Source organism: Lactobacillus sp. PV012, from assembly GCF_014522325.1.
In the GTDB taxonomy this organism is placed as follows: Bacteria; Bacillota; Bacilli; order Lactobacillales; family Lactobacillaceae; genus Lactobacillus.
In genome coordinates this window covers 836,670-859,736 of sequence record NZ_CP041983.1, presented here as the reverse complement: position 1 = coordinate 859,736, position 23,067 = coordinate 836,670, and the positions used below count along the sequence as shown (strand labels likewise).

20 protein-coding genes are annotated in these 23,067 nt (G+C 33.6%); 16 read left to right on the top strand and 4 right to left on the bottom strand.

Annotated features, from left to right (window positions below; translation table 11 throughout):
- Positions 1–27 precede the first annotated feature (27 nt).
- Together FP433_RS04290 and FP433_RS04285 are read left to right on the top strand one after the other, a co-directional pair.
- A complete protein-coding gene (locus FP433_RS04290) occupies positions 28–1,152 on the top strand; it encodes a THUMP domain-containing class I SAM-dependent RNA methyltransferase (protein ID WP_265484489.1) in 1,125 nt (374 codons plus the stop codon).
- A 66-nt stretch (positions 1,153–1,218) separates the two neighbouring features.
- Positions 1,219–1,917: a DUF975 family protein gene (locus FP433_RS04285; protein ID WP_265486489.1), complete on the top strand. Its 699-nt coding sequence runs from the start codon at positions 1,219–1,221 to the stop codon at positions 1,915–1,917.
- A 72-nt stretch (positions 1,918–1,989) separates the two neighbouring features.
- Here FP433_RS04285 and FP433_RS04280 read toward each other — a convergent pair whose 3' ends face one another.
- The 3 genes from FP433_RS04280 to FP433_RS04270 are packed head-to-tail and all read right to left on the bottom strand — an operon-like array spanning position 1,990 to position 3,310.
- On the bottom strand, positions 1,990–2,436 hold the full coding sequence (locus FP433_RS04280; RefSeq protein WP_265484491.1) for a hypothetical protein: 447 nt from the start codon (positions 2,434–2,436) through the stop codon (positions 1,990–1,992).
- Positions 2,437–2,450: 14 nt separating this feature from the next.
- Positions 2,451–3,131, bottom strand: coding sequence for an SEC10/PgrA surface exclusion domain-containing protein (locus FP433_RS04275; protein WP_265487251.1), 681 nt, complete (start codon positions 3,129–3,131; stop codon positions 2,451–2,453).
- Entirely contained in the window at positions 3,092–3,310 is a 219-nt protein-coding gene (locus FP433_RS04270; RefSeq protein WP_265486488.1) for a hypothetical protein, read from the bottom strand. The genes FP433_RS04275 and FP433_RS04270 overlap by 40 nt, the downstream gene beginning before the upstream one ends.
- 313 nt (positions 3,311–3,623) lie before the next feature.
- On the opposite strand from FP433_RS04270, the gene FP433_RS04265 reads away from it, so the two are divergent.
- From FP433_RS04265 to FP433_RS04230, 8 genes are all read left to right on the top strand, one after another.
- Entirely contained in the window at positions 3,624–4,754 is a 1,131-nt protein-coding gene (locus FP433_RS04265) for a serine hydrolase domain-containing protein (protein WP_265486487.1), read from the top strand.
- A gap of 380 nt (positions 4,755–5,134) precedes the next feature.
- Positions 5,135–5,395 (top strand): hypothetical protein, encoded by a 261-nt coding sequence (locus FP433_RS04260; protein ID WP_265486486.1) that lies wholly within the window; start codon positions 5,135–5,137, stop codon positions 5,393–5,395.
- A 343-nt stretch (positions 5,396–5,738) separates the two neighbouring features.
- A complete protein-coding gene (locus FP433_RS04255; RefSeq protein ID WP_265486485.1) occupies positions 5,739–6,095 on the top strand; it encodes a hypothetical protein in 357 nt (118 codons plus the stop codon).
- Positions 6,096–6,555: 460 nt separating this feature from the next.
- Positions 6,556–7,794 (top strand): AAA family ATPase, encoded by a 1,239-nt coding sequence (locus FP433_RS04250; protein WP_265486484.1) that lies wholly within the window; start codon positions 6,556–6,558, stop codon positions 7,792–7,794.
- Entirely contained in the window at positions 7,787–8,305 is a 519-nt protein-coding gene (locus FP433_RS04245) for an N-6 DNA methylase (protein ID WP_265486483.1), read from the top strand. The genes FP433_RS04250 and FP433_RS04245 overlap by 8 nt, the downstream gene beginning before the upstream one ends.
- Positions 8,306–8,647: 342 nt before the next feature.
- Positions 8,648–9,016 (top strand): hypothetical protein, encoded by a 369-nt coding sequence (locus FP433_RS04240; protein ID WP_265486482.1) that lies wholly within the window; start codon positions 8,648–8,650, stop codon positions 9,014–9,016.
- Positions 9,017–9,150: 134 nt separating this feature from the next.
- Positions 9,151–10,044 carry a hypothetical protein gene (locus FP433_RS04235; RefSeq protein ID WP_265486481.1) on the top strand — a complete coding sequence of 298 codons (894 nt, stop codon included), beginning with the start codon at positions 9,151–9,153 and terminating at the stop codon, positions 10,042–10,044.
- Between the two features lie 248 nt (positions 10,045–10,292).
- The gene (locus FP433_RS04230) at positions 10,293–13,886 is read left to right on the top strand and encodes a hypothetical protein (RefSeq protein ID WP_265486480.1); all 3,594 of its coding nucleotides are present in this window, start codon (positions 10,293–10,295) and stop codon (positions 13,884–13,886) included.
- Positions 13,887–14,155: 269 nt separating this feature from the next.
- Here the strand turns inward: FP433_RS04230 and FP433_RS04225 are convergent, their stop codons facing one another.
- Positions 14,156–15,085, bottom strand: coding sequence for a DegV family protein (locus tag FP433_RS04225; protein WP_265486479.1), 930 nt, complete (start codon positions 15,083–15,085; stop codon positions 14,156–14,158).
- Between the two features lie 180 nt (positions 15,086–15,265).
- On the opposite strand from FP433_RS04225, the gene FP433_RS04220 reads away from it, so the two are divergent.
- The 6 genes from FP433_RS04220 (at position 15,266) to FP433_RS04195 (ending at position 23,024) form a co-directional block, all read left to right on the top strand.
- Positions 15,266–15,601, top strand: a complete 336-nt coding sequence (locus tag FP433_RS04220; RefSeq protein ID WP_265484503.1) for a hypothetical protein — start codon at positions 15,266–15,268, stop codon at positions 15,599–15,601.
- 17 nt (positions 15,602–15,618) lie between these two features.
- Positions 15,619–17,292, top strand: coding sequence for a formate--tetrahydrofolate ligase (locus tag FP433_RS04215; RefSeq protein ID WP_265484504.1), 1,674 nt, complete (start codon positions 15,619–15,621; stop codon positions 17,290–17,292).
- A gap of 1 nt (position 17,293) precedes the next feature.
- Positions 17,294–17,770, top strand: coding sequence for a signal peptidase II (gene lspA, locus FP433_RS04210; protein ID WP_265484505.1), 477 nt, complete (start codon positions 17,294–17,296; stop codon positions 17,768–17,770).
- Between the two features lie 107 nt (positions 17,771–17,877).
- Positions 17,878–18,783, top strand: coding sequence for an RluA family pseudouridine synthase (locus tag FP433_RS04205; RefSeq protein WP_265486478.1), 906 nt, complete (start codon positions 17,878–17,880; stop codon positions 18,781–18,783).
- Between the two features lie 8 nt (positions 18,784–18,791).
- The gene (locus FP433_RS04200; protein ID WP_265486477.1) at positions 18,792–19,847 is read left to right on the top strand and encodes a carbamoyl phosphate synthase small subunit; all 1,056 of its coding nucleotides are present in this window, start codon (positions 18,792–18,794) and stop codon (positions 19,845–19,847) included.
- 3 nt (positions 19,848–19,850) lie between these two features.
- Positions 19,851–23,024, top strand: a complete 3,174-nt coding sequence (locus tag FP433_RS04195) for a carbamoyl phosphate synthase large subunit (protein WP_265486476.1) — start codon at positions 19,851–19,853, stop codon at positions 23,022–23,024.
- Positions 23,025–23,067: the final 43 nt, after the last annotated feature.

The window sequence follows — 23,067 nt, the reverse complement described above, 5'->3', positions numbered from 1 at the left end:
CTCAACTTTTTTTATGGAGATGATATTATGGAAAAATACAAATTATATGCAACGATGGGTGCAGGATTTGAAAGTGTAGTAGCTAAGGAATTACAAGATTTAGGCTATGAAACTGAAACTGAAAACGGCCGTGTCTTTTTTGAGGGAACGCAAGAAGACATTGTTAAAACTAATTTATGGTTAAGAAGTGCTGATCGTGTTAAGATTTTGCTGAAAGAATTTAAAGCAACTGATTTTGACAAACTTTATGAGGAAACTTATAGCTATGATTGGGCACAGTTATTACCAATGGATGCGCAATTTCCTGTTAAGGGGCGGAGTGTTAAAAGTAAATTGCACTCTGAACCTGATGTCCAATCAATTGTAAAAAAAGCAATTGTAGATAAAATGACAGATCAGTACCATCGACGTGGCTTTTTACCAGAAACAGGAGCCTTATACCCACTAGATGTTCATATTTATAAAGATAAGGTACGTTTAAGCTTAGATACCACAGGACAAAGTTTATTTAAACGTGGTTATCGCGTAGAACATGGTGGTGCACCGCTTAAAGAAAATTTTGCAGCTGGCTTAATTGAACTAACACCTTACGATGGTAGTCATCCCTTTATTGATCCAATGACAGGTTCCGGGACAATTGCAATTGAAGCTGCCTTAATTGCTAAGCATGTTGCACCAGGAATTTGGCGTAAATTTGCTTTTGATGATTTTGACTGGTTCGATAAAAAGTTACACCCAGAATTAGTTGAAAAAGCTAAAGCCGAAATCATAAAAGATCATGCTCCAATTATTGCCAGTGATATCGATCAATCAATCTTGGAAATTGCAAAAGTTAATGCCCATAATGCTGGAGTTTTACAAGATATAAAGTTTAAGCAAGTGGCTGTTAAAGATTTTTCAACTGACTTAGAAAATGGAATTATCATTGCTAACCCACCTTATGGGAAAAGATTAAAAGACCGGCAAGCTGCTGAAAAAATTTATGAGGAAATGGGGCAAACTTTGCGTCCACTTGAAAGTTTTAGTCAATACTATTTAACCTCTGATCCTGAATTTGAAAAGTACTTTGGTGAAAAAGCTACTAAAAAGAGAAAATTTTTCAATGGTAACTTAAGAACAGATTACTATCAATATTGGGCAAATCAAAGATAGAATAGATTCTAAATAAAATTATTGCTATAATAACTAGGAATTAATAATTTTATTTAGGGGGAAAAAATGAAATTTTCTACATTGAAAAAGAATGCAAAATCTCAGTTAAGGGGAGACTGGGGTTGGGCGATCTTAGTGCCGCTAGTAAATAGTATTTTTGCTGGAGTTATTGGTATTGTTTCAAATCCAAGTTATTTTATTGGATTTAGTAATGGATTTTTGGGCCAAGCGCCTAAAGAATCTGCACTATTAAGTAGTACCAGTTCAACTGTAGCGCTTAGCTCAATTGTAGTAGGGATGCTCAGTTACAGCATTTACTATGCATACCTTAACTTAGTAGATACAGAGCAAGCAGGCAATGTGTTCACAGGCGCTTTTGCAGCTGTAACTAATAAACGAATAATTCCAAGTTTGTTAACTAGCTTTTTAGCAAGTGTCTTTATCGCTCTTTGGAGTATGCTATTTATTATTCCAGGAATTATTAAATCTTACGCTTACTCTATGGCACCATACATTATTAAAGATTTAACAGATAATGGAAATGAAGTTCAACCAACACAAGCAATTCGCTTAAGCCGTCAAGTAATGAAGGGACATAAGTGGCAATTATTTTGCTTAGACTTGAGCTTTATTGGTTGGTTCTTGCTTTCAATTATTACTTGCGGAATTGGCTTTTTATGGTTGCGTCCATATTTTGGTGTAACTCGGGCTAATTACTACCGCCAATTAGTTGGTGACCATTTCCAAAAATCAAACTTCGCTTAAGAAAATTAAACATTATAAAAGCTACCATGTTTCGTTAAAAGGGACATAGTAGCTTTTTGCATAAAGTTAAAATTAATTTTTGATGACTTTTGTAGTAGTGCGTTTAATAGTTAAAGGAAGTTCTTTTAAAATAGCGTAGCATTGATCAATTTTAGTTAGAATGGTATTTTCATCGAGCTTCTTTTCTTTAAAAATAAATTTAGCTGCTTCGGTGTAATTGCGCTTAAATTTTTCATTAAGTTCATGCCAATTAATACCGGCAAAAGCTTTAGCTAAAGCTTCATCAAAGGGGAGCTTATTTTGTAATAATAATACTGCGATGATCGGATAACCAGCATATCCTTGCCAATAAGTAGCATTATCATTTGCTTGATAAATACCATCATGCCATTTTACTGTATAAGTTTTAGCATTATTAGATGAAGTAACCAGGGCGTAATTTTCAAACATCTTAACATGATGATCCCCAATAGCTGTATAAGCTTCCATTATTTTTTCAATCGGAGGAAATTTTTTCATTAGATTCACACTTTCTATTTCCAAGTTCCATGATGATATTCTTTCACCATAAAACTAGGAATGCAAATAAAGTGAATTGTGTAAGCTTTGCCTTTTTTAGAAATACTAAGACCAAAGTAATCCCAATCGCCATCATGTTTAGAGCCTTGAGTATTAAAAATTGAAGCAGCATGTTGCCACTCTAAGTATTTAGTTTGATCTTGACGTTGACTTTCATTATTGCCAGCAAAACCAAAAATCATTTGTTTTAAGATGAAGTAAATTTTCTTTTTAGCTTGGGTCATTGTGATAGTTTGCTTTCCTAAAAAGCCTCCCATATTTTCCACATAATTATCCTGTGTTAATGGTCCGGTAAAGCCATTTGCTTTAGTAGCAGTAGTAATGCCTTTGATGTAGTGACCAGTTTGATCAGAGATACTTTTATGGTGAAGGGCGTACTGCATGGCAATATCATTAGCCAATTTTTGCGCACTGGAACTATAGCGCCAAACAGGTAGTCCTAACTGCTTACGTGCTTGATTAATAAGTTTGAGGGTAAAATCTGCTAGCTTTCTTTTTTGAGTTGGAGTTAGTTTGTTAAGATTAATCTTAGTTTGGTTATCTTTTTTACTTTCAGCTGCAGTAATTCTTGAAAAGTTGTTTTCGTCCATCCCTTTTACACAAGCTTGTTTAAATTTGGTAGAAGGGCTACTAATAAAAGCTTGTAGTAAATTATGCCGGGTATAATTCTTGGGTAAAATGATTTTGCTTGCTGGTATTTTTTAGTTTTTACTGTTGCTTTTGCAGCTTTTGTAGCTGCCTGGACAGGCTGGGAAGAAAAGAGCGACATCATACTAGTTGCTAACAAAATTTTGAAAATGAGTCTGTGTTTCATTAAGTAATCCTTTCTATCAAGTTATTTCAGAGTAGAAAAATAAGCAAAATAATTTTAATGAATTTTAGGTAAGTTTATATTATAATAATTTTAGGACAAAAGCGATGTGGGAAGAAACTTTTGTCTCTACTTTCTATAAGATCCTCTTTGGATCAATTCTAATATAATTTTTTCATTTCGCAAAAAGCATCCTATTTTATACTTCAGGGATGCTTTTTGTGTAGGCAACTTCTAATAATTGTCTCCTCAAGTTTAGCATGCATGTTAAAATAGAGCATAGGATTTTGCTTTTAGAAAGGGAAGTATCTAATTAATGAAAAATTGGCAACATTTTACTTTAAAGCTTACTGCTTCATTAACTTTAATTTTAGGAGCACCTAGCTCTATTCTTACTCATCTACCTGACCGAGCTTCAGCTGCTTCGAGTAAACAAAATACTACTAGCAAAATAAAATCTATCTTAGAAAAAAATCATGTGCGTGGGAGTGTCTTGGTGGTACAAGATGGTAAGTCCCAAACCGTAAATTATGGGTATGGTAATTATAAAAATAAGGCTTTAAATAATCGTGTGTTGTACCCTTTAGGATCAATGGAAAAAGTTGTTACCGGAGCGATGATGACTCAATTAATTTTTGAATCGCAGGATTCTGAAAATCCTATCACCCAAGATTCAAAACTATCACGTTGGTTTCCCAAGGTTAAGGGAAGTAAAAATATCACTATTGGGCATTTAATGACCCACACTTCTGGTATCAACATTATTGGTACAGAAAGAACCCAAAATCATTTTTATTCTGAAACTGGTGCCATTCAATGGGCAATAAACGAGATTAATTCTACTTCAAGTTCTAAACGTGATAGCTTTAACTATAATAATGCTAATTATTTATTACTTGCTGGCATAATTCGTAAGGTAACTGGTAAATCCTACGATACTAATTTAAAAAATCGAATAATTAAGCCTCTTAAATTAAAGAACACTTTTGAGTATCAAGATATTCCCAAAAATAAAACCATCGCAACTTCTTATGGATATCGCCATGGCCGTTCTTATCAAGATCCGGTAAAAGTCACCAAAGCTTTAGCTAGTCAATTACCTGGTGCAGGCAATTTATTTACAACACCACAAGACTACTATAAGATTATGCAGGGATTGTACAATGGCAAAATTTTAACGCCTACGCAATATGATTACATGACTACTCTTTCGGCAAAAAAGACAACTTATTCAGGCGGCATCTATCGCAGAGCAGGAGGTAAATTTAAAGTAGCCTACGGAAATATTGGGTATACACATTTTAGCAACTGGATGGAACTTACTCCTGATAACGCCAATGGAATTGTTATCTTCTTAAATCAGACTCCAAGTGATAATGGGGTGGCTAAAAAAGTTGGCTACAAGATTTTGCAAACTATGCAAGATGACTTTTTTGTAGAAGGATAGAAACAAATTTGTTGCTTTTTCTTTTTGAAAACGCTAAACTAACTATTAATAATTTTCAAGGAGGAAAAAGCAATGGATGCTATTAAAAAATTAAATACTAATCAACCACTTAAAGATGAAGATTTTAATCCTTTTGTTGATGAATTACCAACAGGTGAAGGTGCAGACTTAACTAAGTGGTTATATTAAAAAGGATCTGGGAAAGTTAAAGCTTGCCTAGATGATAGTAAAAGTCACCAATGTATCAAAGTTTGATGATGTAAATCAAGCTAAGATCATTGGTGATTTTTTATTTAGAAGAATGAGTATGAGTTTACTAATATAAACATAAAGATACACAGAGATACACAAAATATGATAAGATACATAAGGAGATAAAAATGAATAATCCATTTAACCCAAGTTTTGGTAGAATACCTGAGACTTTTCTAAATCGAGGACAGTTAATAGATAACGTAACAAATGAATTAGATAATCCTAATAGCCCATACAAAATTTCCATTGTCTATCGGACTCGTGGTGTGGGCAAAACTACTTTTTTAACGGAAGTTGGTCGAAAAATTAGAAAAAAAGAAAATTGGACAGTTGTTATTTTAGCGATGGAATCAAATTTATTAGCAACATTTTATAGTTTCTCTTAGAAATTATTTATACTAATTACAATATACTACAGGTTTCTTAGTAGAAAATAAAGGTCTGAAGGGTGAACCATTTGGATCTGCTGCCAAAAATTGGAGTAAATCTGATGAAGGTGATCCAGACACCATCAAAAAGGGCGATCACCATTACTGGTATATTTACACCTTCCCTAATAGTGACTACAGTAAAACTCACGGCCAAATTGGAATGCTTTACAAAAATGCGAAGATTTAGAGAGGGAGGCATATTAAAATTTCGATTTAGAAGATGGGCTATTTTCAATTACACTATGCTAGTTCTCGCCTCACCTATAAACGCATTCAATATTTTTAAAGGTATCCTGGAATGACTACAGCAGGTAAATTTTTCCCTAAAGATTGGAAAACGAATTCTTTCACCAACCATATGAATCTTATTGTTTTGTCTAGCGCTTTGACTGAACAAGGTAAAGTAAATGCAGTTACTAACCAGTTAGGACGTGCTATTGGGTTAGGGGACTTTGAAAATGCTGAAGATGTTGCGCCAAAAGATAAAACTGACATCATGGCATTTGGCTGTAATTCTGATAATCAAGATTCTTTTAATGATAATTGGCATGTGTCCCAAAGTGATTTAGACCATATCGACTGGATTTATTCACACCCTTATACCAATATTAATGATAATCCTGTTTATTATGAGTCACGTGCCACAGAGTTTTAATATTATTTATAGGCATCCCTACGTGGGATGTTTTTTATTATTCAAAAATTTAGCTTAAAATTAAAAAAACAGCTATTTTTTTAAATAAAAGCAATAATATGATGTCATAATTTAAAAAAAGGCCATTTATGGGAATTAGCAGCAAAAAAAGAAGAAATTATGTTAATAGGAATCATGATACCAGACGAAATTACTAGATTTTATCCATTGTTTATTGACCATCATCTGATATACCCAAGCAAAAAACATAATCAATTAGATTATAAAAATTATAAATTTACAAAAGATAATATAAAGTCTACAAAATAACCCTCTAGCTAAAAAGTTAGGAGGTATTTTTTGCTTAAAAAAATTAAGAGAGATGTTTTTTTAGTAAATATTTTTAATCGTATAATCCGTTTAAAAATAATGTATAATAGTTAAGTAGAATATAAGGTTTGTATTTTAGGAGGAATAACAGGTGACCAACAGAGAAACAAGGCATATTAAAAAAATACAGCCAAAACTTACGTTTTTGAAAGTAAAAATAGAGAATCACCCATTATTTAAAGATGGGTTAGAATTCTCTTTGATGAGTGGTGCACGAGTAACTGCACGTACTAAAGATCAATTGACAAATTTAAGTGGAAAATTATGGGTAACGAATTTAGCAACAATTGTTGGAAAAAATGCTACAGGTAAAACAACAATCTTAAATACTATTGCTGGTATCTTAACCTTACTTTTCTATGATTTATCAATTGAACAGACCTCCCTAAAGAATATGTTAATAGGGAATAATCCTATAAAAATTACTACTTTTTTCTACGGTAGTAATGAAAAATTGTATAAGGATGAAATAGTATTTAAAAATAATGGAGCAGACAAGAAGTGGATAATAGACAGTGAAAAAATTTATCAGAAAGAATTCAAGCCACAATTTACAAAAAAGCAAATCCTTGATTTTACTGGAATTAAGCCAATTCTTGATAGAAAAGAACTAGATGAAGTAGCCGCAACTATTTTAGCAACAAATGACTCTATATTTAGAGTAATAATCGCAAAAGAAAATTATAAAACTCAAACTATAATAGAAAATATAATATTTACAAATGTAAATGCTATTTACTACGGTGAAAGTACGGTACCAACTGAAATATTAAGATTTTTAGATCCTACAATTGATTATTTAAAGGTTGAGCAACAAAGGGATGAGGCGGGAGCAATAAAGCTGTTATACCGCTTAAAATTTAAAAATAGAGATGAAGAGATCACAGCCACTGGGTTCGATGTAATTCAATGCTTTTTATCATCAGGAACATCTAAAGGAATTACATTATATGGCAATGTAGTATCTGCATTAAAATCTGGAGGAATAATTTTTGTAGATGAATTAGAAAACCACTTTAATCACGCAATTGTACGTTCATTCATTGAATACTTTAGTGATCCAAAAGTAAATGTAAATAGAGCTACTTTAATTTTTAGTACGCACTATCATGAATTACTAGATAACATAAATAGAGGGGATGAAATTTATATAACTAAAAGAAAAGAGAAAATAGAACTTCAACGTTATTCTTCTACGGATATTCGCAATGATTATAAAAAGTCAGAAGTATTTGAATCTGATCTTTTAGGAGGAACGGCTCCAGAATATGAATCATATTTACGATTAAAGAAACAAACGAAAAAGGTGGTAGAAGATAAACATGAGTAAAGAACTAATTGCTGTGATTGCAGAAGGTGAAAGTGAACGGGCAGTAATTGATGTTCTTTTAGATCATGAAGCTTTAACATTTGACCGCAGAGAAATGCTCCAAGAAGAAATAATTACAACCAGAAAAGGAGCAAACTTTGCAAAAATGTATTTAAATAAAAGTTTTTCAGTCCCTATAAAGATAATTAGAATTTTAGACTCTAGAAAAGAAAACTTTAAGTTACCAAAAGTTTATCAAAGAAAAATTTCAGAGATAAATAATGTGACTATGAGGCCAGAAATTGAAATTCTTTATATTATTTATCATAATGATTTTCAATATTATACTAATGGCAATAATGATAAACCCAGTAAGTATGTTCGTAGTCATTATAAAGATTTAGAGCATGTAAAGACATATGAGGATAATTATCAATTTTGGGATAATCATTTTGATGACTTAATTAAAGCTTTAAAACAGTATAAGTCTTATCATAAAAAAGAATTAGCAATTGCGGATTTGCTTAAATAGAAATAGTCCTCTAACTAAAAAAGTTAGGGGACTATTTTTAAGAATAGGAAAAATGAAAGTTAAGGGGGTGTTTTTTTAGCTTTTAAAATTAAAGGGGGTGTTTTTGACCATAGCAAAATTTTATTTTTGTTATTCAGAAAAATTTATCTCAAACTTTTTTGTCACTTACATAACACGCCTTAAAAATTCTTTATACTAATTACAATCTCAAATAGAAAGGTTGTAATTATATGAAAAAACGAAAACTTTTTCAAAAATTCATGTTAAGTGCTATTGCACTAACAACTTTAATTCCTTTTACATCTCAACCTGGCATTGCGTTAGGCTAAGTGGAATAAAAATGTGGCTAGTAAGACTCACCTGAAACAACTCAATATTAAAGACGTTTACGGTGAACTCAATACCAAACATAATAATGGTAAAATTGCCATTCATGAAGGTTCTAAAAATGGTAATAAACTTGCTGCTTGGGCGGCCGAGGACTTAAAAAATAAAATTCCTAATACTATAGGTGTCTTAGTAGAAAACAAAGCTCTGAAGGGTGAACCATTTGGATCTGCTGCCAAAAATTGGAGTAAATCTGATGAAGGTGATCCAGCCAACATCAAAAAGGGCGATCACCATTACTGGTATATTGACACCTTTCCTAATGGCGACTACAGTAAAAATCACGGCCAAATTGGAATGCTTTACAAAAATGCGAAGATTTAGAGAGGGAGGCATATTAAAATTTCGATTTAGAAGATGGGCTATTTTCAATTACACTCCATGATAAAATACCTTGTGTAAAGAATGGAAAAGTTATTTTAAACACAAACTACCCAAACACTAATGGAGGTTTAAAAATGAAAATTAAAAATGTCGTGAAAAAAGTTACTATTGCAGCCATGCTGGCTACGCCTGCACTCGGCGCTTTCTCTCATTCTGCCGCCCTAGCTGCTAGTTGGGTGCCTAACTCCAAATACTATGTCTCTAACCCTGATGATGCTACTAATGAAGATACTTATGCTGATGCAGACGGTAAAGATTTTGACACTTCTAATCGTAACTTTAAAAAGCGCTCTGCTAACATCTATGTTAAAGACAAGTCCATTTTGCCCGCTGTTAAAAAGGCCATCAAACTCTGGGCTCCTAAGTTTAAATTTAAGTTAGTTAAGTCTGCTAAACATGCTAGCTTTAACTCTGCTAAATACGCTAATATTGTGGTTTATGATGATAATAAAACCAAAGATGGAAGTGGCGCAGACATTACTACTACGCGTGTTTATGAGAATAAAAATCCTGAAGTAATTAAATATTACCATAATATTAATTCTGGATATGCTAAATATCAGCCTTATGCTAATGACCACTTAACACCTAAACGTATTAATTTTCTTAAAAAACACCCAAGTTATACAACTGCGAATAAGTTTGCTCCTAAAGATTGGAGAAAGAATGCTTTTACTAACCATATGAATCTTGTTGTTTGGTCTAGCAATTTAACTGAACAAGGTAAAGTTAATGCTGTAACTCAACAATTAGGGCGTGCTATTGGATTAGGAACGATAGCACAAGGTGACGATGCTGTTCCAAACTCAGTAGGTGATTTCGATGATATTATGGCTGCTGAAAAATACAATAAAAATTGGCGTGTAACTCAAGATGACTTAAATCATATTGATTGGATTTATTCACACCCTTATACTAGTCTTGCTGATAATCCTATTTTTAGTGGTTCAGAAGCACATGATTTGTAATATTTAAAATGAAAGCATCCCTACGTGGGATGCTTTTTTGTTATTCAAAAATTTGGATTTAAAAAAAACAGCTATTTTTTAAATAAAAGCAATAATATAATGTCATAATTTAAAGAAATGCACTTTTTTAATTATAAAGCAGAATTAGATCAATAAAAATTTATCTTAAACTTTTTTTGTTACTTTCATAACACACCTTAAAAATTATTTATACTAATTACAATCTTAAATAGAAAGGTTGTAATTATGTGAAAAATCGAAAACGTTTTCAAAAATTCATGTTAAGTGCTGTTGCACTAACAACTTTAATTTCTTTTACTTCTTCTGCTGGTATTGCGCAGGCAACGTGGGATAGCTCTAAGCCATATAAAGGCGAACTTAATGTTCAAAGACCTATTAAAAATGCCTATGGTGTAGCCAAAATAAAGAAGTACAATAATAAAAAAAATCCTGCTATCTCACCATATATTGGTATTGAACAAGGTAGTAAAAATGGTAATAACATGGCGAACTATGTGAATAGTCACGACACTACAGGTTTCTTAGTAGAAAATAAAGGCCTTAGTGGTCAACCATTTGGTGGTAAAAAAGCTAAGTGGCATATATCCAACGAAGCTGACCCAAAAAGGATTAAAAAAGGTAAGAAACACGAGTGGTACGTTTATCACTTGCCTAAAAATGATCCCGAAAATGGGGACGGTGTTTCAGGTAAACTTGGAATGTATTATAAAAATGCTTTGACTTATTATCCTAATGAAAAAGGTAAAAATCAAACGCAAGGTTCAAAAGTTCCCTTGGATGCTCGTATTGTTTGGAATGGTGACTACCACTATGATAATAAAGGTAAAATGGGTAATCCAAATATTCATTTTGATACCGAGCATTTAGCTGTCAAAGAACCTTATGATGGTGAAGGTAATTTTTCTTTAATTTTAACTTACGCCAAAGGAAAAAAGAAAGGCCAACCCTTTAAGAAGATTAAAAGTGAATTATCCCAAACTGATATAGATTCTCAACAAGGAATACTTTTTAACATACCAAGTTATATCATTGTTAATAAATCTACTAAATTAAATGCTGGTGTTGAGACAGGCTATGGAATAAATTCTGGTATTCAAAACGGTCTAGCACGTATCTTTGGTGATGAACATCGTATATTGCGTGACAAAAAGACAGGTAAGAATTTACGTCAAGGTACTGTTTGGCCAGATGATCCAGATGGTAGATTCTCTTATATTCCCAAGAACCCAACAAGTGAATATAATGTAACATTTGTTCACGGATACAATAATCAAACTTACCTGTCACAGTGGCATAAGTACGCACGTCCTTCTGCTTCATTTAAAGTGCTTACTGGTAAATTTGCACACGACGCTAACAACATTGATAGTAAAAGTAACTATGAAGATGCATCTCAAGCAGACTACTTTGGTTTTGATTTCGACAAAGGTATGACTACTTCTTACGATATACCAGTTGACAAATGGGTCTCTAAAACCAATAACTTTACTAAGCACTCAACTAAAGAAACAATCAATGACACTGGAACTGCTTATTTTGACATTCACACTAGCTTAAAAGCACCCTCAAGTGCTTTAGTTAAATCTGGTAACACCAAAGACAACTACAATGCACTTCCTATTGCAGCAGCTTTAAAGGATAAAGATGATCCTTTGATTAGCCATGTTAAGGCTAAGCATGCTAAACAGCAACTTGTTTTGAAAGACTATATTGATCCTAGCTTAGAAGTAGTTAGTGCTAAAGTGTATGAAAGTGACTGGGGCGATAAGTACGGTAAGAAACTTAAAACAAGTAACGCTTTTAAAATGGTTAGCAGCGATAAAGGTACTCCAGCCATTAACAATAAAAAAGGTTACACCTTAGTTGAAGCTAAGATTACAGATAAGGCTGCTGAGGCCACTTCTGATGCTTGGCATAAGAACTATCATTTGATTATTGAAGTTAAGCCTAAGCCCGACCAACAACCTACCGAAGGTAGTATCTACAACGGTTCTACAATTGTTAATAATACGGCTACTTTAAATGAAAGTAAGACAACTAAAACCACCAAATTAAAAGTTACTTACAAACACACTGATACGACCACTAAAGGTGACTCGAAAAACGGTTTAACTGCTCACAAGTTTGTTTATGAAGCCGATCCAAAGGATCCAACTAAAGTTAAAGATACCGGTGCAGCAGACATTCATGAACAAACCGTTTATCCAAATCAATACTTATACTACCGTTTACACTTTAAGATTAATGATTTTACGCAAGTAGAGAAAAAAGACGGGCACAAGTTAACCAGTAGCGATGGGCAAAAGTTGGTAGATGATAAATACACTGACTTTACTATTCACGACACGCTCGACGATAAGTTTAGAACTAAACTCGATAGTAGTGGCGATGCCGCAGTTGACCACGTGCAAGTTAGCTTAGATCCAAAAGATTTTGAAAGTAACTCTGCAACGCACGGTGCAACTATCAATGGTAACAAGTTAAGTATTAAGATCAACAAAGACAGCGGTAAAGACAAAGATAAAACCATGCTTAAAGAGCTTTCTAAGAATGGTGGTGTAATCTGGGTTCAATACCGTGTTCAAATTAGACCTAATGAAGTTGGCGAAAATGCTAATAAGTACTTGAAGCCACTTAACTTACATTACGAAGATAATGGTAAACGTGATGAAGCTCACACCATTCAAAACGAGGCTAACATTGATGGACACTGGCTTCACAAGACACGTGAAGAAACTGAAAGTGCTGACTACCAAGAATGGGAAGCTACCTATGATTACTGGTACAATGAATGGCAAAAAGCTCCTAATTCAGCAGCTAAAAAGAAGATTAAAGAAAATCACAGCGAATACCTTAGTGGTAGCAATCCATATAGTCGCACCACTGTAAGTGATACATGGACAACGTCAAACAAGTCTATTGCTGGCGAATCTGATTTAATTAAGAAACGCGAAACTAACAAGGTTAAGAATTACCTTATGGTTCCACATAATGGAGGCGGGAAAGTAGTTAACAGCTCTTATGAAGATAGTGGAAATGTCGTCAACGACCAAGACAAGGTCTGGGAAGTAGTAAGTAACTTAGCTTCTAATAAGCAGCAAGGTAAACCTTTAACTCAAGTACGCTTAAAAGATAAAGTTGAAAGTAGTGAAATCTTAGATGCTTCTAAGACTTGGACTAGTGAAAATGATGGTCATGTTCCAGATGGTACTTATACTGGAATCCGCGTCTTTAGAAACGGTAAAGATGTAACAAGTAACTTCCACATTCAAACTTCAAGTAAATCTGTAATTGCAGATGCTAATAAAGCTTACTTAGATAAACTTCCTGATGATGAAGAAAATAACTTTATCTTAGCAGTTCCTGGTACTATTCATCACTCATACAGCTACAAAGCTGGTTGGGACGGTGCCAGTGATAAAGCTTACGTTGAAACTAGTGTAGAAAATACACCATCTAACAATGTAGTTTCTGATGAAGCAACTTGGGAAGGTAAACCTGTTGAAGAGGATCAAATTCCATCTGCTGTAAGTAAGTCAATTACTAGCATCAAAGACTTAACTACTGGCAAAGATGTTGATCCGGGTAACTCTAAAGGTGATAGTAATCCACCACTTAATCCAAATCATGACTACGAAATCGGCTACCGCATTGATGCCCAACTCGGTACTGATCGTGATTTACGCAACTTGAAGATTAGCGACCCACTGCCTGAAAATACTACTTTAGAAAAAGGTAGTGTAAAACTTCCTAGTGGCTGGTCAAGCGCTAGTTCCGACACTGACTTTAATGCTTCATACAACGGTAATGCTACTAAATAAAGGCTAGTAGTTAAATTTGAACCAACTTCAGCTTACTGAGGAAATAAAAGTAAAAATTTTAGACCAATTATAACTTTTTAAGTTAGATACTTAATTGTGCTAGGTCTACTGGTTTTATGACTTTGAAAAGAATAGTAGATATAATTTTCACCTTAATCATGTAGATTGTCCTCTATTTATAGCAAAATAAAATCACCAATAATCTTGGTTTAAGCTGATATAAACCTGGATGTATTGGTGATTTTAAATTTATAAATTTTCTAGATATTTTAGTCTTCAACAATTGGTGAGTGAATTTCACTAGCAGGTAGTGGTTGACCATCTTGGTCAAAGTAAGAGTTAATATTACGACTCCAAATCATTGCAATGGTATGTTGTCCCACGTGGGTTCCTACTACTGGGCCAATGATACTTGAGTTAATTTCGACTTGCGGAAACTTTTCTTCGTAATCTTCAAGCCAAGCGGTCTCTCTTTCAATATCATCTGCGTGAAAAATTGTTAGTTGAACTGGATAGGGAAGATCAGTAATTAATTTAGTAAAATCTTGCTGAATTCTGTTATAAGCACGTTGGTATTTTCTTTCTTTAGAAATTGCAGAAATTTTTCCTTTGTCTTGAACATCCATTGAAAGAATTGGGGTTATTCTCAATAAGGAACCTACGAAACTAGCAGCGTTTGATAGGCGACCCGTCCGCTTTAAGTGTTGCAAGTTATCCACTACAAAACGAACATCGGTTGTATTGCGTAAGTCTTCGAGGTCATGCATGATTAGATCAATGTCTGCACCTTTTTTAACAAGTTTTCCAGCTAATAAAGCAGCATTTGCTTGCCCAGCACAGGTTATTTTTGAATCAAAGGGATGAATATTGATTCGTTTTTCAGTCTTAGCAATTGATAAAACATTATCATAAAAACCGGAAAGTCCACTTGAAATAGTAACGATAATCAAATCAGTATAGCCAGCTTCTACATAAGAATCAACATACTTTTGAATATCTCCAATAGAAGGCTGAGAAGTAGAAGGTAAAGTGGAGGCTGTTGCTAGTTTTTCGTAAAATTCATGAAAACCAATATTTACCATATCGTGGTAAACTTGTTTATTCCAAATGATTGGTATTGGAATAACCTTAATTCCGTTATCAGCACATTGCTGAGGAGTTAAATACGCAGAACTATCTGTTAAGACACCAATTTTCATTTTAATTTCCTTCCCTTATTATTTAATTAAATTAAGCATTTTTTTAATAGTTTAAACTAAATTTTAATTAAATAAAAGGTTAAAAAGCGTTTAAATTTAGTATTTGCTATATATTAGCCAAAAATACTAAATCTGTTATAATAAAAAAGATAGTTTAATTAAGGTGGGACCTAAATTCTAATGAAAAAACATTTTATCTTTTTAGGAGTAGAAGGGGTTACTTACTATTCCTGGTTGCTTTCCCTAATTTTTGTAGCTGTAATTTTTGGCTATGAAGCAAATAAGGGGGTAAGTATCCCATGTTTAAGTTTAAGTATAATTTTTGTTTTATTGGTAATTTATACTTGGCTAACCTCTTATTATAAAGAAGATCAAACAAATTATATTTTAAAACTTCCTTACGCAGCTGCCATGACAATCAATTCACCTAAGTTGCGGATGAAATGGAAATTTTTTAAAATCTACGAATTAAAAGGTAAATCTCATTCATACTTGGTATTGTCAATTAGCAAATAAAAGAAAGAAGAATCTACATGGAATCAGATATTAAAATTGCACAAAAAACTACTGCTAACCCAATTGCTGAAATTGCAGAAAAAATAAATTTATCAGCTGCTGATATTGAACCTTATGGTGCTGATAAAGCAAAGATTAAATGGGAAGCAATTAATCGCGTTCAAAAAAATGATAAGTTAGGAAAATTAATTTTAGTAACTTCTATTTCACCAACACCTGCTGGCGAAGGTAAATCAACTATTACCATTGGTTTAGGGGATGCAATTAAAAATCAACTTCATAAAGATACCTTAATTGCATTACGTGAACCTTCAATGGGTCCAGTATTTGGATTAAAGGGTGGTGCTACAGGTGGAGGATATGCGCAAATTATTCCTATGGAAGACATTAACCTCCACTTTACTGGGGATATGCACGCCTTAACTAGTGCGATTGATACTTTAGCTGCTTTAGTAGATAACTATATTTACCAAGATAATAGTTTAGATTTAGATCCAAACCGTATTTTATTAAAGCGTGGAATTGACGTAAACGACCGTACTCTAAGAAAAGTTACCGTCGGAGAAGGTTCTCGTTTTAATGGTATTGAACACGAAAGTTCATTTGCAATTACTGTAGCTAATGAATTAATGGCTATTCTTTGCTTAGCCCAAGATATCGATGACTTAAAGAGTCGTATCGGTAATATGTTAGTAGGTTTCTCAACTAAAGACGAACCAATTTTTGTTAAAGATTTAGGTTTTGAAGGAGCAATTGCTGCCTTGCTCTCAAATGCTTTAAAGCCAAACCTTGTTCAAACATTAGAACATACTCCTGCTTTAGTCCACGGTGGACCATTTGCTAATATCGCTCATGGAGCCAATTCAATTATTGCAACTAATTTAGCTCTTCATTTGAGTGACTATGTCTTAACTGAAGCTGGCTTTGGAGCTGATTTGGGTGGACAAAAATTCATGGACTTTGTTTCAACACACTTGGAAAAGCGTCCAGATGCTGTTGCTGTAGTAGCTACTGTTCGTGCACTTAAATACCAAGCTGAAAAGACTACTGATCACTTAGATGAAGAAAATCTTGAAGCTTTAGAAAAAGGTTTTGCAAACTTGAAACGTCATATGACTAACATGGCTAAGTACGGCATGCCTGTTATGGTAGTAATTAATAAGTTTGCTACTGATACAGATGCAGAGTTAAACCGCCTCAAGGAACTAGTTGAACAAGAAGGATTTACTTGTGAAGTAGTTTCTTACCATGATGAAGGCTCAAAGGGTGGAGTTAAAGCAGCTGAAAAGTTAGTAGAACTAACTGAAAAGGGTGGCAACTTTGCTTCTATTTATCGTGAAGATGATGATATTAAGACAAAAATTGAAAAAATTGCCAAAAATATTTATGGTGCAAGTAATATCGAATACAGCGATAAGGCTGAAGACCAATTAAAAGAAATTAAAAAGATGAACAAGGACCATCTTCCAGTAATCATTGCTAAAACTCAAGCTTCCTTTACTGATGATAAGAAACAATTAGGTGCTCCTGAAAACTTTACTCTTCATGTGAAGGATTTAGCTCTTAAAAATGGAGCTGGCTTTATTGTAGTAGCAACTGGATCAATTCTTGATATGCCAGGTCTTCCTAAACATCCAGCAGCTTTAGATATCGACGTAGATAACAACGGTAAAATTTCAGGATTATTCTAAAATGGGTAAGCAACTTAAACAAGCTTGGTATTTATTAATTTCCTTTGCGGTAATTTTTGCTGATCAAAGTTTAAAGTACTATATTAAAACAAATTTTCGAGTTGGTGAAACAAGAGAAGTCCTTCCTGGCGTATTTTCTTTTAATTATTTACAAAACAACGGCGCTGCTTGGAATCTACTGGCAGGAAAAATGTGGATTTTCTATATTATCACTTTAATTGCTAGCATTGTAGTAATTTATTACCTTTTTAATTTAAAATATCAAAATATTACTTTTGATATTGGATTAGCACTTATTTTTGGTGGGGTAATTGGGAACTTCATGGATCGGCTACAAATGCATTATGTAGTAGATATGTTTCAGCTAGATTTCATCAATTTCAATATTTTTAATATTGCTGACATGGCAATTAGTGTTGGTTTGTTGTTAGTTTTTATCTATTTAATTTTTTTAGAAGACAAAAAGAAAACAAAATAATTCTTAAAGTACAAGAGCAATCTTGTACTTTTCTTATTACGATTTTTTCTAAGAATGTGCTAAACTTATACAGGAATAAACAGGTTAAAATTATAAGGATTAAAGAAATGGAAGAAAAGCACAGCTTAACGATTACCGATCAATCAGGTCGGTTAGATAAAGTTTTATCCAAAGAAATTGAAAAATTAAGCAGAACCCAAGTTCAAGAACTTATTGATAATAACAATATATTAGTAAATTCTAAAAAAGAAAAAGCTTCCTATAAGGTTAAAAGTGGGGATCAAATTGAAGTAGTGATTTCCCAAAAAGAACCATTAAATTTAGAACCAGAAGATTTACACTTAGATATCATCTACGAAGATGATGACGTAATTGTAGTAAACAAGCCTCAAGGAATGGTTGTTCACCCAGCTGCGGGCCATCCTAATCATACTTTAGTTAATGGGCTTTTGTATCACACAAAAGATTTGGCAGATAGTGAAGAAGGCTTTCGTCCAGGAATTGTTCACCGAATTGACAAAGATACATCAGGGCTATTAATGGTTGCTAAAAACGATCATGCAAGGCAAAGTTTAGAAAAACAACTTGCTTCTAAAACAAATAAGAGAGAATATCTTGCTCTTGTGCATGGCAATTTTAAAACAAAAAGTGGCAAAATTGATGCCCCAATTGGACGAAATCCAAATAACCGAAAACAGATGGCAATTAATCCTAACGGTAAAAATGCAGTAACTCACTTTGAAGTTTTAGAACAATTCAAAGATTATGCGCTCGTAAAGTGTATTTTAGAAACTGGACGTACTCATCAAATTAGGGTACACATGAAATACATTGGGCATCCCTTAGCTGGAGATCCAGTCTATGGTCCTAAAAAAACGCTTAAAGGTAACGGCCAGTTTTTGCATGCGAAAACTTTAGGCTTTTATCAACCTACATCTGATAAATGGTTAGAATTTAGTGTAGATGTACCAGAAATTTTTCAAAAGCAGTTGGAGAAGTTACGTCGAGGATAAAAAGTTAAATGAAAAGATACTTAGTTTTAGAAGATGGCACTTCCTTTAGTGGCCATGACTTTGGGGCAGGAATTACTTCAACTGGAGAATTAGCAATTCAGACAGCAAATTTTGGCTATCAAGAAGCAATCTCTGACCCAGCAAATTTTGGAAAAATTCTTACTTTTACTACACCATTAATTGGAGCAAGCGGTATTAATCCAATTGATTATGAATCTATTAATCCTTCAGTTAAAGGAATTATCGCTAACGACATTGCTTTTCATATTTCTGATAGTAATACTTTTCAAGATTTAGATGATTTTCTTAAAGAAAAAAATATCCCCGGAATTTATGGGGTAGATACGAGAGCTCTAGTCCAAAAATTAAAACAACAACGGGTAATTAAGGCCTCGATTATGGATACAGACGATGAGCATGCTTTTGATCAAATTCGGGCCTTGGTGTTACCTAAAAATAAAACCGCCCAAATTTCTACTTCTAATCCTTACGCCGCACCTAATATTGGTAAAACTGTTGCAGTAATTGACTTAGGATTAAAACACTCTTTATTACGTGAATTATCTTTAAGAAAGATTAATAGTGTCGTTTTGCCGTACAACGCCTCAATCTATGACATAATTAATATTCGAGCTGACGGAATCATTTTTTCTAATGGACCAAGTAATCCAGAAGAATTGAAAAAGGATTTAGCGCCCATCTTTGACCAGTTTTACGGTAAATTGCCAATTTTAGGAATTGGGTTGGGCTTCTTAGCAATTAGTGACTATTTAAATTTAGAAACTTTTGAATTGCAGCCACCATATAATGGAAGTAACTTTCCGGTAATTGATCAACAAAATCATCGAATTTGGCAAACTGCAATGAATCTGGGACAATTAGTTTTCCCAGAAAATATCACTTTAAACTTTTCTAGAGTATACTATGATTTAAAATCTGATTTACTGGCTGGATACGTTTTAGAAAAGGAAAAGTGTATTGCGACTGCCTTTAATCCAGAAGGGTCACCTGGTAATTTTGATGCTGATAGTATCTATGATCAATTTGTAAGAATGATGGAGTAGATTATGCCACTACATAATGAATTTAATAAGGTAATGATTATTGGAGCTGGCCCAACAATAATTGGCGAAGTTTCAGAAATGGATATTTTGGGAGAGCAAGTCTTAGAATCATTTTTAGAAGAAAATATTCAGGTTGTTTTGTTAAATCCTAATCCAGCTACTGTTGAAACTGACTGGAAGAAGAACTTAAAAGTCTTTTTGGAACCCATGACACTGGATTTTACTAAAAGGATTTTGCGGATGGAAAAACCAGATGCAATATTTGCAGCAGCTGGTGGCAAGCCAGCATTACGCTTGCTTAAGGCATTGGAAAAAGATGGTATTTTATCCGACATGGACATTAGTTTATTAGGAATTAATGATTTAAGTCTGGATTTACAAGATTCAAGAAAATTTCATGAATTTTTGGATCGTCATCAGATTCCAACAACGCGTCAATGGTTAATCGAAGATGAAGCGACTATTTTAAATGAGTTAAGTAGAGTAACTTATCCACTTCTTTTAGTTAAAAAGCAACGTTACCGGCCAGATATTCATCGTTCTTTTAAAAATTATGAAGAACTAAAATTATATTTTGATCATGAAAAAGAAGTAGATCAAGATCATTTCAATTACAAAAATTATCGTCTTACTGAAGATCTTTCTAACTTTGAAGAATTAATTCTAGATGTTATCCGCGACCCAATCGGTAATTTCTGTTTTATTAATAATTCAGGCAGTCTTGAACCTGTTGGAATTGATTCATTAGATTCGCTTTTAGTAACTCCGGTTATTACTCGTAATAATAATCAAATGCAACAGTTACGGCGCTATAGTAAAAAAATTGCAGATGCTTTAAATTTCCATGGTGCTTTGTCAATCCACTTTGCGGTTAAACAAAGTAATGATGAATTTAAATTTAAGGTTTTGAGTGTTAAACCGCGTCTTACACACACTAGTTTGCTCGCCTATCGCAGTGGGGTATATAGTGTAGGTTATGTAGTTGCGAAAATAGCTTTGGGCTATCATTTAAATGAAATAATTGATCCCCAATCTGGTCTTAATGCAGCTATTGAACCGCGTAAAGATTCTTTCAATGTCCGCTTGCCTTACTGGTCCTTTGTAGAGTCAGGTACAAACCACTATACTTTAGGAAATAAAACCACATCTGGAGGAGCAGCTTTAGGGAAAGGGATGAACTTTGAAGCTGCCTTTATGAAGGCATTTCAATCAACCACCAGCTTTACTAATAATTTACAGACAGTTAGAACAGAACTTAGAAAAAGCAAAGAGGAGATTTTGCAAGACCTAGCTGATCCTTGGGAAAATCACCTTCTAATCTTAGTCGCTGCTATTTTTAAAGAAATCCCGTACAAGGATTTACGAAAAGCTACTCATATTCATCCAGTCTTCTTACAAAAATTTAATCACTTAATTGCTTTAACCAAAAAACTAAAGGAAGAACCACTTTCTTCAAACCTTTTGCTTAAAGTTAAAAAATACGGCTTCTCTAATCGCTTAATTGCCTACCTAACTAACAAACCTTATGATGAAATTATCGACTTAGCTCAGCAATGGCAAATTTATCCTTCATATATTCGAGTAGATGGAACTGCTGGTTTGGAAGAACCAGAAATCAGGGCAACATTTTCTGCTTATGGGGTTCAGGATGAAATTAAACCATTAGCAGCTGCAAAGAAATGTTTAATCCTTGGACTTAAGCCATTTCAAGTTTCACTGACTGGTGAATTTGACTACATGCTTTATCACGCAGCTAAAACATTAAAAGAGCAGGGGATAAGTCCAGTAATTATTAGTAATAATCCCGAAAGTATTAGTGCTTCTTATGATGTATGTGACCGAGTTTATTTTGAGCCGATTACTTTAGAAAATATTCTCGCAGTTGCACAAAAAGAGAACATCGAGTATGTCTTAACGCAATTCTCTGGGAAACAGGCAAATCGCTATCGAATCCCGCTGCTTAAAAATGGCCTTAAAATTATTGGCCAACCAAATATTGAACATACTCTTAAGCTGGATAAAACAAAAGTAATTGAAAATGCAAATGTAAGTCCAGTGCCAGCTTTAACTACTAAGCAACCAGAGGAAGTAGAAGAATTTGTTATAAAACATGGCTTCCCACTTTTAATCGGTGGGTTAAGCAACAATCAAAAAAAGCCTAAATCAGCTGTTGTTTTTGATATTCCGGCTTTAAATAAATATATTACTGAAAATGAGTTACAAGAAATAATTATTTCTAAATTTATTGAAGGTAAAAAATATGAAGTAACAGCTATCTCAGATGGAGAAAATGTTACAATTCCAGGAATTATTGAACACTTTGAGCAAAGTGGCTCCCATGCTTCAGATTCAATTGCAATTTACCGTCCTCAAAACTTAAGTTCAACCCAGCAACGGTTACTACGTGATAGCACAGTAAATATCATTAAGCAGTTTAAATTGCGGGGGCCAGTTAATCTGCATTTTTTAATTGCTAATAATCAAATCTATGTTTTACAAATTAAGACATATGCGGGGCATAATATTTCATTTTTAACGAAATCTATCCATCAAAATATCGTTAAAATTGCCACGCAAGTTTTACTGGGAGCTGATTTACCAGAATTAAATTTAACAAATGATGTTTGGCCATCTTCATCATTAATTCATGTAAAAATGCCAGTATTTTCATCCTTACAATACCATGGCGAAAATACTTTTGATTCACTTATGAAAACTTCAGGAAGTGTAATGGGGCAAGCTGTCAGATTGCCAACCGCTTTGTACAAAGGATACGAAGCCAGTGACTTGATTATTCCAAGTTATGGGACTGTCTTTATTTCAGTTAAAGATAGTGAAAAAGAGGATGCTGTTAAAATTGCTGCCAGATTCCACCGCTTAGGGTTTACCTTATTAGCAACTGAAGGTACAGCAACAACTTTAGCAGAAAAGGGAATTACTACTGGGATTATTAGTAAATTACAAGATGGAAATAAGGGTATTTTGGAAAAAATCACGCAGCATCGTATTAATATGGTAATTAATGTGACCAGCCTTTCTGATTCGGCTAGCCATGATGCAATTATTATTCAAGATACAGCTTTAGAAACTCATATTCCTGTCTTATCTAGTCTCCAGTCTGCAGCAGATATTTTAACGGTTTTAGAAACCATGGCGATGACTACGCAACCATTATAATAAAGAAAAAAGCATCCCTAGATACTTACTTTGTAAGTGGGAT